This is a genomic window from Brumimicrobium sp., from assembly GCF_048268645.1.
Classification (GTDB): Bacteria; Bacteroidota; Bacteroidia; order Flavobacteriales_D; family Crocinitomicaceae; genus Brumimicrobium; species Brumimicrobium ulvae.
Genome location: NZ_JBLWVE010000007.1, coordinates 116650 through 132910 on the forward strand (window position 1 = coordinate 116650; position 16261 = coordinate 132910).

The following is a 16261-nucleotide window of genomic DNA, read 5'->3' on the forward strand; positions in this document are numbered from 1 at the left end:
ACAATCCATCATGTCTATTCGATCAAAACATCACCAACAGACCATCAAATAAATATTCTACAATAGGTACCTTTGAAACAAAGAAAGACGCCTATTTAAAGTCAAGGCAGGCGGAGCCTTATTTGAGGTTGCCAACTCCTTTACCTTAGGAAAAGGTAGTTTTACTGCGTAAGGAATGCTGCAAACAAAGGTTTTAACCAGTTCTACATCCTCATCTTGATAAATCAAATCGGTATCAATTTGATAAACGTCAACATCACTTGTACAACACTCTTCTTTGATTTGAATATCGTAATTGACATCCTTTACAGAACAACAAGCGTGAACTTCTCCAGCGGTATCTGGCCCACAATCATGATTAACATCCATGAATAAACCATAAAACTCGCCACCAAAGCTACAATAGTGTTTATATACGGTTACTCCAGTAGTGCTGATAAAGAAAAGCGCTACAAGTCCTAACAAATATATTCGAACATGTTGTTTCACAGCACGAAAATAAGAAATAAAGATGAGATACTAAAAATTTAACTTGATATTAACGAAAGAAGGACAGTATTGTATTCTTTAGTTCAAATCGACATTTATTCACTTATTACTTCTTAACTTTGTAAAAAAATAAGATTATGTCAAAGATACCCGTAACAATATATGCTGAAATGACACCGAATCCAAACACAATGAAATTCGTTGCCAACAATTATTTGATTGATCCTTCAGCAACAGCAGAATTTAAGACCCAGCAAGAAACGAAAGGATTTTCTCCATTAGCAGATGAATTATTCAACTTTCCCTTTGTAAAAGAGGTTTATATTGCCAATAACTTTATTTCAATCACAAAAGACGACACTTTAGCTTGGGATTTCGTTACTACAGAGCTGCGTGATTACATCAGAAATTATATTGCCGAAGGAAACCAGGTCGTTACCAAGATCCCTGAAGAGAAAGCTGCTCCAATTTCAGAAGACAAAACAATAGACACCTCCAATTATACACCATCAGAATTTGATGATGCCATCAAAGGCTTATTGGATCAATATGTAAAACCAGCAGTTGAAGGAGATGGAGGAGCCATAGAATTCAGAAACTTTAATGAAGGGGTAGTGACTGTCGTACTAAAAGGAGCATGTTCTGGTTGTCCCTCATCTACAAACACCTTAAAAGGCGGAATTGAACAAATACTCAAACAACACATCCCTGAAGTTAAGGAAGTAGTTGCAGAATCGTAATTAAGTTACTTTGGGGCCATTCGATATAGGATGAGTCCAAGCACAGCAAATATAATGTTGGGGATCCACACAGCAATCATGCTCGGAAACCCAACATTTTCTGCTGCAACAGAAGTCACCTTCATAGCGAAAATATAAATAAAAGCCAAGAACAAGCCTACTGCAATATTTACCCCAATTCCTCCTCTGGATTTTTTAGATGAAACCGACATCCCAATTAGAGTCAATACATAAGTAGCGAAAGGAAAAGAAGTTCGTTGGTAGAACTCGATTTCATAAAAAGCAATATCAGCTGAACCTTTGATCTTCTCCAATTCGATAAATTCTTTCAATTCGTTATATCCCATTGTTTGCACAACGGTTGAACGCTGCGCCATTTCACTCAATTTAAAGGGCAATATCGTATCTAAATGCTGTCCACTATTGGGCGGATAAACAATTTTATCATGCGGATTTCCAATGTACCGAATATGGTAATCAATCAACCTCCAATTATCTGTACTATCAGGGTTAATGGCTTGATTTGCTTTTAGAATAGAAACCAATTCATTGTTTTCATTTCGATTTTCCATCACAAACCCAAGTGCCCTGCTTTTATCCGAGCGGTAAGAATCAAAATACACCACCTTTTTCCCTGGAAACTCTGCAAAATAATCGGCAACCGTTCTAATATTACGATAATAATCTTCTTCAAATTGCAGTCTGACCTTATTAGATTCTGGTAACACAATATGATTTAACGCTAAGGAAATAAGCATCAATATAGTTGCACCAATCATATAAGGGCGAAGAATTCTTCGAAAAGGTCTACCACTGTTAAGCATGGGGATAATCTCCGTGTTTTGGGCCATTTTAGCAGTAAACCAAATCACAGCAACAAAGACGATTAGAGGAGAGAATAAATTTCCGAAATACACCACAAAATTAAGGTAGTAGTCGAAAATTATAGCACGGACGGGAGCTTCTTTTTCAATGAATTCTCCAAGTCTTTCTGCCAAGTCAAACACCATCGCAAGAATCATTATCACCCCCAACATAAAGAAGAAAGTGATCAGGTATTTTTTGATGATATAGCGATCTATGATTTTTAACATGCGCAACTTATAATCTTTGTCCTAGCTTTTTAACCATTGTGTTTTTCCAATCTGTAAATGTACCATCAATAATTCTTACTCTAGCCTCTTTAACTAACGCCAAATAAAAAGCTAAATTATGAATTGACGCAATTTGAATCCCTAAATTTTCTTTAGTTTTTATCAAATGACGCAAATAAGCTTTAGAATAGAAGTGGTCTACAGAGGATGTTCCGTTAGGATCTATAGGAGAAAAATCTTTTTCCCACTTTTTATTTTTAATATTAATGGTTCCTTCACTAGTGAACAACAAACCATGCCTTGCATTACGAGTAGGCATTACACAATCAAACATATCAATTCCAAGGGCAATACACTCTAATAAATTCGTTGGAGTACCTACCCCCATTAAATACCTTGGTTTTTCAATCGGCAAGATCTCACAAACTGTTTCGGTCATAGAATATAAATCATCATCAGGCTCTCCAACAGACAATCCTCCAATAGCATTTCCTAAAGAATCCTGATCAGCGATATACTTTGCAGACTCTTGACGCAAATCCTTATACACACTCCCTTGAACTATTGGAAACAAAGCCTGTTCATATCCATATTTAGACTTGGTACTATTCATCTGTTTAAAACACCTGTCCAACCAGCGGTGCGTCATTTTCATTGAACGCTTGGCATATTGATAGTCACAAGGGTAAGGCGTACACTCATCAAAAGCCATAATAATATCAGCACCAATTACGCGCTGTATATCAATTGCTCTTTCTGGAGTAAAGAAATGATACGAACCATCTATATGCGATTGGAACTTCACCCCTTCTTCGGTAATTTTACGTGAACCGGAAAGAGAATATACCTGATAACCTCCACTATCGGTCAAGATCGGACGATTATAGTTAATGAATTTATGCAAACCTCCTGCAGCCTCAAGCACTTCTGTACCTGGTCGTAAAAAAAGATGATATGTATTCCCTAAAATAATTTGGGCATTGATCTCATTCTCAATTTCAAGTTGATTTACTCCTTTAACAGTTCCGGCTGTTCCCACCGGCATAAAGATCGGTGTCTCAATCTCTCCATGGTCTGTTTGTAATTTCCCTGCTCTTGCTTGGGACTTTTTATCGCGATGTAATAATTCGAAGTGCATAAATATGTTGAAAAATAAAAACACAAAGATAATTGTATTTAAACAAGTGTGCCATATTTGTACAAAACTATATCAATGGAAATTATTCCTGACATTACGTACACTTCTCAATTGACCCTCTCAATTCTATTTTGGGGAATGGCCTTCATCCAACTGTTTTGGCTACTTTTCTTCTATTTAAGGATTGCTTCTCACAAGGAAAAAACGATAGAAAATAAAGATTTACCAGTGAGTATAATTATTGCCGCGAGAAATGAGGAAGACAATTTATATGAATTTTTACCCAACATTTTAGAGCAAGATTACAAAACCTTCGAAGTAATCGTTGTCAATCATCAATCAGCTGACAACACAGCATTTATTTTAAAAGCTTATCAAGGAAAGTACCCTCACCTTAAAGTCATCAATATTGAGCGCAATCATCATTTAGCACATGGAAAAAAGCTCCCTTTAACCATAGGAATAAAAGGCGCTAAATATGAACACCTTTTGTTCACAGACGCTGACTGTAAACCCTCTTCAGACCAATGGATAAAGCAGATGACCAATAAATTTACCCCAAAAAAAGAAATCGTTTTAGGCTATGCTCCACATCGTAAATCAAAGGGCTTTCTCAACAAGGTCATTCGTTTTGATTCTACCTTTATAGCCTTAAACTATTTATCCTTTGCCAAAGCAGGCGTTCCTTATATGGGAGTTGGTAGAAACCTCGCCTACACCAAGGAAGTTTTCATGAAAAACAGTGGTTTCAAATCGCATTACTCAATTCAGTCTGGTGATGATGATTTATTTATTCAAGAGGTAGCAAAGAAAAAGAACTATACGATTTCGCTTTCCCCAGAAGCTTTTTGCTATTCAGATGGAGAGAAAACGTGGAAAGATTGGTATTCTCAAAAGTCTAGACACTACACTACCTCTGGCCGCTACTCACTTTTCAAAAAACTATTGTTAGGAATATATCCTCTCTCCTTGCTTTTGCTATACATTTCTTTAGTTACTTTGATTGTTAATAATTGGATGAGTTGGATATCAATAGGTGTAATTTCATTACTTATTGTTTCAAAATGGTTAATATTAGGGATGGCCTTTAAAAAGCTAGAACAAAAGTCTTTTATTTGGAGCATTATTTTTTGGGATTTATTTTATGCGATATTCACCCCTATTGTTTATTACACTACTGAGCAATCAACAGCAACAAAATGGAAATAGGAGAAAACCTATCAGAGAAGGGTAAAAAAGATTTAGACATAGTTAATCGCGCAAAACAGGGCGACCAATCTGCGTATGCAGAATTACTGTCTAAATATAGAGAACCAGTTTATTTTATGTTGCTGAAGATGATCAAAAACACGGACGATGCTGAAGATTTAACCATCGAAGCATTTGGAAAAGCTTTCAATCGCATTAACCAATACGTTCCCAATTATGCATTCAGCACTTGGCTTTTCAAAATTGCATCAAATAACTGTATAGACTACATACGCAAGAAAAGGGTGGTTATCACCTCAATGGACCATGCTTACACCAACGAAAACGGAGAAAGTGTGGGAATGGAAATTGATGGTGGACATATGGACCCTGAAGAGGTTTACATTCAACAGCAAAAGATAAAAACCATGCGAGAAGTTGTAGAAAGACTCAAGCCACGCTATAAAGAACTGATTATCAAAAGGTATTTCGAAGAATTAACCTACGATGAAATTGCTGATGACTTGGATTTACCATTAGGTACAGTTAAAGCACAGCTTTTTCGTGCAAGAGAGTTTCTTGCCAACCTTATGAGCAACACAAAAGACACCATATAGTCTAGAATTTATTTTTGAATAGAAGACCTGCCCATGTGGTGAGATTATGCTATTTTTGCCTTATGGATATTATCAAAAAATATTTCCCCAAACTAACAGCGGATCAAATTGACAAGTTTGAAAAACTGGGGCCACTATATGAAGAGTGGAATCAACAAATCAATGTCATCAGTAGAAAAGACATGGACCATTTTTATGAGCGCCATGTGTTACATTCTTTAGCCATCGCTAAAGTCATACGTTTCAATCCAGGAACAAGTATTCTTGACGTTGGAACTGGAGGAGGATTTCCTGGAATTCCATTGGCCATTCTTTTTCCAGAATGTCAATTTCATTTGGTGGATTCGATAGGAAAGAAAATTAAAGTTGTAGAAGCTGTTGCTGAAGCTTTAGATTTAAAGAATGTTCGCGCAAGTCACAAAAGAGCTGAAGAATTAAAAGATAAATATGATTTTATTGTAAGTCGTGCTGTAACAAAAATGCCTGTTTTTATTTCTTGGGTTCGCAAAAAAATCAACAAGCAACACAAAAATGCATTACCGAACGGTATTTTATATTTAAAAGGTGGTGATTTAACAGAGGAGATGAGACCAGTTCAGACTTTTCATGAATCTCATTTAATCTCTGACAACTTCTCAGAAGCATTTTTTGAAACAAAAAAAGTTGTCTACGTTCAGTTATACTAACACGAGACTATACTCAAAAGTATCAAAGCAACATTTAAAGAAGTGACAAAAAATAAAAAAGCAACCTGTTTAGGTTGCTTTTTTATTTTTTTTACTTGTCAACATTCTAAAGATCGTCTGGAATCTTCATTTGTTGTAATGCTTTTCTTTTAGGTTTTAACTTATCGATGAAGACCACTCTAAACCTTTCACGGTCGGCGTTGATGATCATCTCAGAAATACCATTTGTTACCGTTGGCGGCTCATTATTTAAGTTATGAAACTTTTTATCATATAGTTCTTCGGTATTATCATCGTAATAATAAAAAATTGCACTTACATATCCATTTTCGACACGTACCTTTCCTCTAACACAGTATACTTCGTCACCTTCAAAAAAGGAAATCATAACATTTCTATAAATATTATCTGAAATAGTGTAAGAACCACGCTCTTTAAATGCGGCTTCATATCGTTCAAAGCAGTTCAATTCTTTTTTGTCATTTTGAGCGAAAGTTGTCTTCGCTCCAAAAATTAAAACGCTAGTAATCGCTAATAGTAAAAGTTTTCTCATCATGTTAAGTTTAGCACAGTTATAATCCCGGGTTTCCAAATATAATAAAATGGTTCAAATCGGGGCTTCTTTCTGTTTAATTTTTTAATTTTGATATTTTAATTCTTGAGTCATGAAACAAATAGCAGACCAATTTAATGAAGCTTTAGATGTATTGCAAAAATTCAACACTCCTGCTAATCTAGAAAAGATTGTTGCAGCTGGAGAACTTCTGGTTTCAAGCTTTCAATCTGAAGGTAAAGTTATAAGCTGTGGAAATGGTGGCTCTATGTGTGATGCCATGCATTTCGCAGAAGAATTAACCGGTCGATATAGAAACGACCGACCTTCCATTGGTGCCATATCAATTTCAGATCCTTCACACATCTCTTGCGTTGCGAATGATTATGGTTATGAATATATATTTTCTCGCTACGTAGAAGGGGTTGGACGCAAAGGCGATGTTTTATTGGCCATCTCCACAAGTGGCAATTCAGGAAATGTGATTAAGGCCATTGAAGCAGCAAAAAGAAAAGAAATGAAGGTGATTGGCTTAACGGGGAAAGACGGTGGTAAAATGGCTGGTCTTTGTGATGTTGAAATACGTGCGCCTCATGCGAAATATGCCGATAGAGCTCAGGAGATTCATATTAAGGTTATACACAGCCTAATAGACTACGTGGAGCGTCACCTAAAATAAAAAAAGAGCTACCAAAAAGGCAGCTCTTTTTAATGATAATAAAGTTGCTTATTTAGTCGCAGCCCATTTTCTAATTTCAGTTCTGAACCACTCATCTGCAGCATCAGTCCACTTATAGTTCTCACGAATGTAGGCAACAGTAGCTTTCTCAATGTCTGTATATGAATCTCCATCTTTAACAGCATCCAATAGTTGTGACGCATCTTCTTTTGACAATCTACCATCTCCTGCTCCAGAAGTTAATTTTTCAGCCAATTCTAATAATTCGCCATCATACTTGTTACCATCAATTGTTTTGTAATATCCCATTTCTTTTAATTTAAGTTCTCTATAAAATTAACAAATTTCTTGATTTTTACACCTGAATTGTTAAAAATATTTAGACAAGATATTTTTTCTATAAAAGTTTTTTGATTTGATAAATTTCACTAACTTAAATAAGAAATAACTTAAAAACCTAAATCAACATGTTAGTCAAATCCTTTGGCAGTGCCGTATTCGGTATTGAAGCCACCACCATTACAATCGAAGTAAACATCGACAAGGGCATCAGTTTTATTTTGGTAGGACTACCCGACAGCGCGGTAAAAGAAAGTCAACAAAGAATTAAAGCCGCCCTTACCAACAACGGGTATAAATACCCCATGAAAGAAATTACAGTCAACATGGCTCCTGCAGACATTCGCAAGGAAGGATCAACCTTCGACCTTCCTATTGGAATAGGAATAATGGCTGCAAGTGAGCAAGTAAAGACAGATGCGTTAGCCGACTACATTTTATTAGGAGAATTGTCGCTCGATGGAAGCCTACAGCCTATGAAAGGAGTACTTCCCATCGCCTTAAAAGCAAAAGAAGAAGGTTTTAAAGGAATCATTCTTCCTAAAGAAAATGTAAGAGAAGCTGCTATTGTAGACGGATTAGATGTTTATGGCGCTTCCACAATCAATGAAGTAATCACATTTTTAAATGACGGCATTGGACTCGAACCTACAAGAATTGATATTCGACAAGAGTTTTACAAAAAACTAGATGAGTTTACAGTCGACTTTAGAGATGTGAAGGGTCAACAGAACATTAAAAGAGCCTTTGAGATTGCAGCATCGGGCGGACACAATGTTGTTCTTATTGGTCCACCAGGAGCAGGAAAATCAATGCTGGCGAAAAGACTGCCAACCATTCTACCACCTATGAGCATCAACGAATCTTTGGAGACCACAAAAATTCATTCGGTTGCTGGAAAAGTAAATGCCGGAGCAGGACTAATAACGGAACGTCCTTTTAGAAAACCTCATCACACGATTTCAGATGTTGCGCTAGTTGGCGGCGGTGGATATCCACAACCTGGGGAAATCTCATTAGCACATAATGGAGTGCTTTTTCTTGACGAATTACCCGAATACAAACGTTCTGTTCTAGAAGTCATGAGACAACCAATCGAGGACAGGTTCGTAACCATTTCAAGGGCGAAATTCACCGTAGAATATCCAGCAGGCTTTATGTTAGTAGCCGCCATGAATCCATGTCCATGCGGTTATTACAATCATCCAGATAAAGATTGTGTTTGCGCACCAGGAATAGTCCAAAACTACTTAAATAAAATTTCTGGTCCACTGCTCGATCGTATCGATTTACACGTAGAAGTTACTCCAGTGAGTTTCGACGAACTGGCCTACCACCAACCAGATGAAGGAAGTAAAGACATTAGGCAGCGCGTTGTAGAAGCCCGCTTAATTCAAGAAGAACGTTTTAAAACAACAGATGAAACACATTGTAATGCACAAATGAGCAGTAAAGAACTTCGGAAATACTGTAAAATTGATGAGGCATGTAATACGATACTCAAACAAGCCATGGATAAACTAGGTTTATCTGCGAGAGCTTATGATCGTATTTTAAAAGTCGCCCGAACGATTGCTGACTTAAATCAAGATGCCGAAATAAATACATCCCATATTTCTGAAGCCATACAATTTAGGAGTTTGGACAGAGATGATTGGGCTAAATAATCAATTACGAATGTACAATTGGGGAATTACGAATTAATCAATTACGAGTTAATCAATTACGAATTACGAATTATTGAATAAAGTTAATCAATTACGAATGTAGAATTGGGGAATTACGAATTAATCAATTACGAGTTAATCAATTACGAATTACGAATTATTGAATAAAGTTAATCTATTCATAATTCTCCTATTCGTAATTTTTAATTAAATATGAACCCATTTCAAAGTGTGTTGTACAAGGATAAAAACTAAAACAATTCATTATGAAAAAGACTATTTTATTATCCGGATTATTTGTTTCACTTTTTATTAGTAGTGTTCAATCGCAATACAACAAGGCAGCAAGACAAAATGTTATTCAAGAGGAAGTTAGTGTAGAAGTGTATGACGAATCTACAGAATCTTACAAGGTCGTTAAAGAACTCCGTGAGGTAGATTCGGATGTCTTTGGAAATGCGGAAGGAAATCAATATGACTTAGCAGTGGACGGTGCTTTTGAAGGACAAACGATTGCTGTTCTACACCTTTACACAGGAGAAGGATTTGACTTTCGTTTACCCACAGAAGCGTTAAAAGAAAAAGGCTTTTCTGTTTACCGTTGGTTAAACAACCCTCCAACTGCTAAGGCATTAGACTCGGCATTGGCTAAATCTTGTCAATTATGGATTATTTCTTCCAACCAAAGAAAGCTCAGTGAAGAGCACGCGAAAGTAATAAAGAATTATTTTGACAGCGGAAAAGGAGTTTACATTTGGGGTGATAACCAGCCTTATTATGCAGATGCTAACTATATTGCTGATTATTTAATCGGAAACGATATGCAAGGAAACGTTATGGGGGATCAAACAGTAGGTTTACTAAGAGACGGTAGCAAATCTGGAATTATGCCTAACCATTTAATCACTACCGGACTTCAGAATATTTACGAAGGAATTACCATAGCAACTATCAGTGCCCACAAAGATCTTACTCCTATAATTTACGGTTCAAGTGGTAATTTGGTAACCGCAGCCTATGAAAAAGATGGGAAACGCTTACTCATTGATGGAGGATTTACTCGACTTTTCATCAAGTGGGACACTGCTGGGACTGGTCGATATGTCAAAAATGCAGCTGCTTGGCTGGTCAACTACGAACGCTTTGGAGATGCTGTTTTGGCTGAAGAGAAGTAATATAATTATGAATGATGAACTATGAATTATGGATTGGATGGAGGGTGTAAGGAGGAAGTAGAAAAGGAAGATGAATAATAAATAATTGAAACAAAAAAGAGAGGTTCCCCTCTCTTTTTTGTTTCAATTATTACTAATGAGCAACCAATACCCTAAGGGGTTTCAATTCTGTGTTTGGGAAAACAACCCTATAAATTCCAGGTTTCAAATCAATTTGATTAAAATAGAATTGCATTATGCCTTCTTTCAAAATAACATCTTGCAGACCTACTATTCTTCCTGTCACATCGACAATCTGTAATTGGGTTGCCTTAGTTCCACCACTCCATGTTACCTCTACCGTGAAATCACCATCCGATGGATTTGGGTATATAAGTGTTTTACTTCCTTCCATTGAACATGAAGCGCTAATAGCATTAAAAACTTCAGCATCTCCGTTAAAGTCAAATTGCCTTAATCGATAATAAACAATACCACTCCATGGGTTTTCATCTAGCTCACTATAATCAATATGATGTGTAGAATTCCCCGCAGCAGGAACTTGAGAAACGGTTGACCATTGCGCCATATCACGACTTTTTTCGACAACAAAATGAGAAGAGTTAGATTCACTGGAAGTACTCCAACGAATATTAATTTGTTTATTATCTCCTGAGCAATCCACTTCGAATGAAGTTAAAGTTACCGGCAATGGATTGATATCATATACACTCCCAAAACCAAAGTTTGACCATCCTGTAACACCAAGTCGAGCAACCATTGGCAAAGCAAAAGTTGAAGGAACTGTTGCAATGTGAACCCCTGGACAAAACCAATCTGGACTATTTGCAACTACACGTTTCAACAAAGTCAACTTAGACAAATCAGTAATAGTAGTATAGCCTTCGCCGATACAAGAAATTGTATATAAACCATCTACCAACTTCCCAATTTCATTATCAATTTTCCAATATCCTTGATCTTCTGTTGTAGTAACATCAAACCCAGCTCCGCCTGAATTAATAGCTGGAATAGTCAAGCCTGCTGGACCCATTGGAACATCTATGTACTCCACCGTTAAATGTCCACCATCTGTTGGCGCCGTTGTAAACTCTATTTTTGTATTTCTATTTTTCAAACCACCATCATCATAACCCATCGGATACAATCCCGTTTGATCACCTAAATTAGTTCCATCGAACCAACGGCGCATTCTTCCCACTACATAATCATTGGTATGATTTAATATTCCTTTTTGAGTAGTTGATAATCCTAACTCTAAAAGACTTGTGTTGGTAAAAATATGACCTTGCGCCATCACCAATTCGTTTTGCACTTGCAAATCTCTATTGAGCAAAATATTTCCTGTCGCTTTATTTACAGTCACCTTAAACAAGTCAATTACACCCGCTCCTGACACAGTTTGATCTGTTGTACCAGTAAATCGAAGGACCCTTTCTGTTGTACCTGACAAAACACTTAAAGTTCCATTAACGAGCAGGTCTCCTTTTAATTCAAAACCAGTTCCAAACTCTGTTGTTGCTGTATTGTAATTGACTAAACCAGAGCCATAATCAACATGCATATTTCCATAAACCAACATGGGTTGCACATTGAAATTCGCATTACTTACCAAACAAGTAGAACTACCTGTTACTCCAATGTCGAAATCTCCTTTTACTGTTGCAAACCCTGTACTTCCATTAAAAGAGTTAAAGTTTCCTCCAAAAGAATATGCAGTAGCCGTAGTATTTTCAAATGATAGATTCGGATAAAAGAAGTCAATTGTCCCTACAGTTGGATCACCGTCATTATTAAATCGGTAAATCCAATCTGCTGTTGCTGGAATATTAGCCATTCCACCTTCGTATACATCTCTATAGAAGTCAACATCACTTTCGTTACTCTTTATTACAGTACCGTTAGCACCCAGTTCCCAAGTAGCACCAGTAACGAAAACCATTACATTCGTTGCGTTTGTCCTATCGAATAATGTTCCGTTTACTATAAAATCTGAAGCGGCAACGCTATTATTTACGGTTAACTGAGCATTGGCTTCAATTTCTAAAGTCCCTGTATTTTCAATAGTTACCTTATCAATTGTTACATCATCTGTTCCTGTCAAATCCAAACGAATATAAGTTCCTGCTTGAATAATTACTTCTGAAGAGTTTATGTCTCTTGGATAGGTACACGCTGGAACATAAGTAATATAATCGAAAGACATTTCCCAATTAGTGTAATCTGACCAAACGCCATTTGAACCTGCTACAGAACGATAAATTGGACGGGAATCAGTATTGAATTGTGCAGCATCTGAAGCAGAAGAACATCCTGATTCTGAAACTTCACAATAGAATTGAAAGTCTTCCATAAAAGCAAGATCACCAGTGATAGATAAGTTAGAAGTTGTTTCGCCCGTAATCGTTACCCCTGGTAAATTTGTAGAGTTAACAGCTAACCACGTATTTGTTGTTGGATCGTTAAATTTCCAAGAATAAGTCACGCCAGGAGTTGTTGAAGTAACAGACATATTTAATGAACATCCGCTAACATCAGTTGGTGAAGTAACATCAATATTTGTTGAAGGGGGTAAAGTAAAAAAGCCTAAATCAGAGCAATCAAAAGCTGAAGAGGTTGTCCAACCCACGGTAGGGTAAACATCAGAAGGAGCGACTCCTGAAGGACTAATATCTCTCACAATCGTATAACCAGTATAATTTGGAGTAGAAACATCATCTACCACTGTTCCATTTTTCACTAAACGAATTCTGTCATTTTCATTAATCCCCCAATCTCCCGGTGTCTGGAAATCAACCGAAAGACCAGAACAAGTCACATATGAATGCAATTGAATAACAAAAACACTCATAGGTGGAACGGTTCCAACTAAGTCTATCAAATTATGACTTCCTGTTAAATTCAATTCTCCATATCTTTCAATTTGATACACCCCTGTAAGTACAACTGGAGAACTCGTTGGATTGTATAACTCTAAATACCAACCATTTCCAGGTGAGTGATCATAAACTTCAGACATAAATAAATCTGTATAGCCAGGATATGCTGAGCAAGTCCCACTTGAAGTTGTCAAACTATAGGTGTCAACACTCACCTCTTCACAAGCACTTGCATCAAAGACAGAGATCGTTTCGCTGTTTCCAATTCCTGCAGGTACTTCAGCAGTAATCGTGTTATCATCAACAATTGTAAAACTAGTAGCATCCACCGTTCCAAACTTCACCTCTGTTGTTCCTGTAAAACCTGAACCTGTAATGGTAATAATTGTTCCCGCCGGACCAGAATTAGGGAGGAAAGAAGTGATGGATGCTGTTGGGGTGCACACAACAATCGGTTCACAAATAATTTCAACATTACCTATATGGACTCTTTTACCTGAGGCAGTACTAAATTCAATAATCGGATCCGCTGGAACTGATGTAAAAGTTAACACCACTTCATCAAAAGAAGTGGGTAACGTTGATATATTTTGAGAAACTCCATTTACTGTTACAGTCACCTCCGTTTCAGAGCCACTCCAACCTTTTGCTCTAAACTTTACTGTAATATCACCTGCAGTCACGCCTGTTGCGGTTGTTGAAATTGAACCTGCCGTACTACTTGAAGCTAATCTGATTGTATTTGTAGGAGAACCACCGGAATCAGTATCACCTGAAGATGTATATCCAGACGTATTAGGAAAATCAGGTCCATTCATTGAAAAACAAGGCCCAACATAAACATCCCACTGCGCATACAAAGTAACATCAGAACTTCCCATAGTATATGCGTCGTTATCTGCATAAACTACTGCTCCACTTGCGGTAGTTGCCCAGCCAGCAAAAACATAACCTGTTCTGGTAAAGGTATTTGGATTAATGTTTTCAGTATTCCCTGAAGTAATGGTTTGATTGGGCATTGTACCCGTTCCTCCGTTTGAATTAAAGATGATGTCATAAGCTTCGTAGACCTCACCTGAAAGACTAACGACTGGTTCATTTGCGGAAGGAACACCTCCACCGGCAATTAAGATCATATCATTATAATTTCCCACAATTAAACCAGCCTTTAATCGCACGTAAATTGTTTGTGAAACAGAAGTTAAAAGTCCTAAGTCTATATAATCCGAAAATGAGATGTTATCAGATGAAATTTCAAACTCAGTACCTGTCAGTAATTCTATAGCATCTGTTCCATTAAGATTTGAGCCTGTCAACTCAAAAGTTTGCACAGCAGAAGGGCCAGAGCCTAAATTGTAATCTAATCCAGCTAAAGACGTTGGTGTAGCAACTAAAGTAGGCCCAACAGGAGGAGTTGCTTCTAATATTAAGTTTTGTAACCGAATTCCTCTTCCTGATGTTGCATTATGGGAAATTCTTAAGACAACTTGATTGGAAACACTTGACAAAGAAAAGGAATGAGTAACATAACCATCGGTTGTAACAGGTGAGGTATAAGTCTGGGTAAAAGTTGTTCCACCATCATACGAAACTTCTACTATTGCACTTCCGTATGAACCAGAACCATATGATCTAATATTGAATGAAAATTCTGCCGATCCATAAGCGCTTAAATCATAGCTTGCTGTGGTAATTACATCTGAAGGGTTTCCAGCATCCACCAAATAATAACTCCCTTTATCAATTATATTTGTCGTAACATTATTAACTCCACTCCATCCAGCAGGAAATGCACCTCCTCCTGCTTCTGAAAAAATAGTTGTCTGTGCAAGAAATGCATTCCAATTTATTTGTACTAGCAAAGAAACAAACAAGAGAAGCAAACTAAATATTCTATTTTTCATAAGGGTGTATTTGAAGAAATCATTCCATTAAAATTCCAATACGAATCTAGTGGAAAAAAAATAAAAGAATATAATCTAACTTCATTTTTCTGTATTAAATAATTATTAATCTGGACAAATCCCTTATTCTTTCTCCATTAATCAAACGCTCAAAAGAATTTCTTTAACTTAGCTGCCTAGCAATATGAAAGCAAATTGGATAAATAAAAAAGACATTGACCGTCAACAATGGGATAAGTTGGTTAGGCAAACACCTGATGCTACCATTTACACCCTCTCTTTTTACCTAGACGCTACTTCCATTGATTGGGAGGCATACATTGCAGAGGATTTTTCATTTGCTATTCCTGTAGGTGTGGTCCGTAAAGGAGGAATTTCTAGAGTTTATCCTCCCCTATTCCAAAGATACATTGAACCCATTGGCGATGTTTCAAAAATTGATTGGGAAAAATTTCAAGCATCTTTATTAGAACGCTACGCGAAGGGAGACTTAAGTTTTAAAACTACTATTCCTACGCTTGAAAAGAACAAAACCATTCGTCTCTCGAAACATATTCATCAAGTTGTAGACGTAGATCAATTCAAATTGAAAACACAAGCCAAACGAATGATTAAGCGTTTTTCAAAAACCAATTATGAAATTCGTGAAGCGCATATTGACACTGATGAATTGTCGAAGTTAATAGCTAAAGAACTCGCTAAAAAACTACCGATATACGCTACCTCGGATGTTCATTTTTTATTTGATGTCATAAAAAAAGCAGAAAAAGAAGGTTATATCTACAAAGTTGGGGTTTTTGAAAACAATATCTTAAAAGGTGGATTGATCGGATTAAAGTTTAACAAGACCTTACTTTACCTAAAAGGTACAGCCATGGAAAAACTTCAACAAGAAGGTGCAATGTATGCTTTAATGAATCATTTTATACAATATGGCTTTAAAGAAAATTGCGGGATAGACTTTGGTGGTTCTCGTGTAAAAGGAATTCAATTTTTTAACCAACGTTTTAATGGACAAGACACCGAATATTTCAATTATTCTTGGGATAATTCTCCGTTTTGGTTTAAATGGATGTACAAAATATATTCAAAAGTAAAAAGAAAGTAAACAGG

Annotated in this window: 14 protein-coding genes; 8 read left to right on the forward strand and 6 right to left on the reverse strand. The window is 36.6% G+C overall.

The annotated features are described in order from the left end of the window. Nucleotides 1–57: 57 nt before the first annotated feature. The gene (locus tag ACN0U3_RS07700; protein ID WP_417265747.1) at nt 58–489 is read right to left on the reverse strand and encodes a hypothetical protein; all 432 of its coding nucleotides are present in this window, start codon (nt 487–489) and stop codon (nt 58–60) included. Between the two features lie 137 nt (nt 490–626). Between ACN0U3_RS07700 and ACN0U3_RS07705 the strand changes: the two genes are divergently transcribed. Then, nucleotides 627–1229 carry a NifU family protein gene (locus tag ACN0U3_RS07705; RefSeq protein WP_299205130.1) on the forward strand — a complete coding sequence of 201 codons (603 nt, stop codon included), beginning with the start codon at nt 627–629 and terminating at the stop codon, nt 1227–1229. A gap of 5 nt (nt 1230–1234) precedes the next feature. On the opposite strand, the gene ACN0U3_RS07710 is transcribed toward ACN0U3_RS07705, so the two are convergent. Continuing rightward, nucleotides 1235–2323: an LptF/LptG family permease gene (locus ACN0U3_RS07710; RefSeq protein ID WP_417265748.1), complete on the reverse strand. Its 1089-nt coding sequence runs from the start codon at nt 2321–2323 to the stop codon at nt 1235–1237. A 7-nt stretch (nt 2324–2330) separates the two neighbouring features. After that, the gene (tgt, locus tag ACN0U3_RS07715) at nt 2331–3461 is read right to left on the reverse strand and encodes a tRNA guanosine(34) transglycosylase Tgt (protein ID WP_417265749.1); all 1131 of its coding nucleotides are present in this window, start codon (nt 3459–3461) and stop codon (nt 2331–2333) included. 75 nt (nt 3462–3536) lie between these two features. Here tgt and ACN0U3_RS07720 point away from each other — a divergent pair, with 75 nt between their 5' ends. The 3 genes from ACN0U3_RS07720 (at nt 3537) to rsmG (ending at nt 5952) form a co-directional block, all read left to right on the forward strand. Next, the gene (locus tag ACN0U3_RS07720) at nt 3537–4670 is read left to right on the forward strand and encodes a glycosyltransferase (RefSeq protein WP_417265750.1); all 1134 of its coding nucleotides are present in this window, start codon (nt 3537–3539) and stop codon (nt 4668–4670) included. Beyond that, nucleotides 4661–5266, forward strand: a complete 606-nt coding sequence (locus ACN0U3_RS07725; protein ID WP_417265751.1) for an RNA polymerase sigma factor — start codon at nt 4661–4663, stop codon at nt 5264–5266. The genes ACN0U3_RS07720 and ACN0U3_RS07725 overlap by 10 nt, the downstream gene beginning before the upstream one ends. 62 nt (nt 5267–5328) lie before the next feature. Next, nucleotides 5329–5952 (forward strand): 16S rRNA (guanine(527)-N(7))-methyltransferase RsmG, encoded by a 624-nt coding sequence (rsmG, locus tag ACN0U3_RS07730; protein WP_299205115.1) that lies wholly within the window; start codon nt 5329–5331, stop codon nt 5950–5952. 106 nt (nt 5953–6058) lie between these two features. Here the strand turns inward: rsmG and ACN0U3_RS07735 are convergent, their stop codons facing one another. Further along, complete coding sequence (locus tag ACN0U3_RS07735; protein ID WP_299205112.1) at nt 6059–6505, reverse strand: hypothetical protein; 447 nt, start codon at nt 6503–6505, stop codon at nt 6059–6061. A 112-nt stretch (nt 6506–6617) separates the two neighbouring features. Between ACN0U3_RS07735 and lpcA the strand changes: the two genes are divergently transcribed. Next, the gene (gene lpcA / locus ACN0U3_RS07740) at nt 6618–7184 is read left to right on the forward strand and encodes a D-sedoheptulose 7-phosphate isomerase (protein ID WP_299205109.1); all 567 of its coding nucleotides are present in this window, start codon (nt 6618–6620) and stop codon (nt 7182–7184) included. A 48-nt stretch (nt 7185–7232) separates the two neighbouring features. Here lpcA and ACN0U3_RS07745 read toward each other — a convergent pair whose 3' ends face one another. Next, the gene (locus ACN0U3_RS07745; protein ID WP_299205106.1) at nt 7233–7493 is read right to left on the reverse strand and encodes a hypothetical protein; all 261 of its coding nucleotides are present in this window, start codon (nt 7491–7493) and stop codon (nt 7233–7235) included. Nucleotides 7494–7651: 158 nt separating this feature from the next. On the opposite strand from ACN0U3_RS07745, the gene ACN0U3_RS07750 reads away from it, so the two are divergent. Next, a complete protein-coding gene (locus ACN0U3_RS07750; RefSeq protein WP_417265752.1) occupies nt 7652–9190 on the forward strand; it encodes a YifB family Mg chelatase-like AAA ATPase in 1539 nt (512 codons plus the stop codon). Nucleotides 9191–9456: 266 nt separating this feature from the next. Then, nucleotides 9457–10365, forward strand: coding sequence for a hypothetical protein (locus ACN0U3_RS07755; RefSeq protein ID WP_299205100.1), 909 nt, complete (start codon nt 9457–9459; stop codon nt 10363–10365). Nucleotides 10366–10498: 133 nt separating this feature from the next. On the opposite strand, the gene ACN0U3_RS07760 is transcribed toward ACN0U3_RS07755, so the two are convergent. Beyond that, nucleotides 10499–15148, reverse strand: a complete 4650-nt coding sequence (locus tag ACN0U3_RS07760; RefSeq protein ID WP_417265753.1) for an InlB B-repeat-containing protein — start codon at nt 15146–15148, stop codon at nt 10499–10501. Nucleotides 15149–15332: 184 nt separating this feature from the next. Between ACN0U3_RS07760 and ACN0U3_RS07765 the strand changes: the two genes are divergently transcribed. Then, entirely contained in the window at nt 15333–16256 is a 924-nt protein-coding gene (locus ACN0U3_RS07765) for a hypothetical protein (protein WP_417265754.1), read from the forward strand. Nucleotides 16257–16261 lie beyond the last annotated feature (5 nt).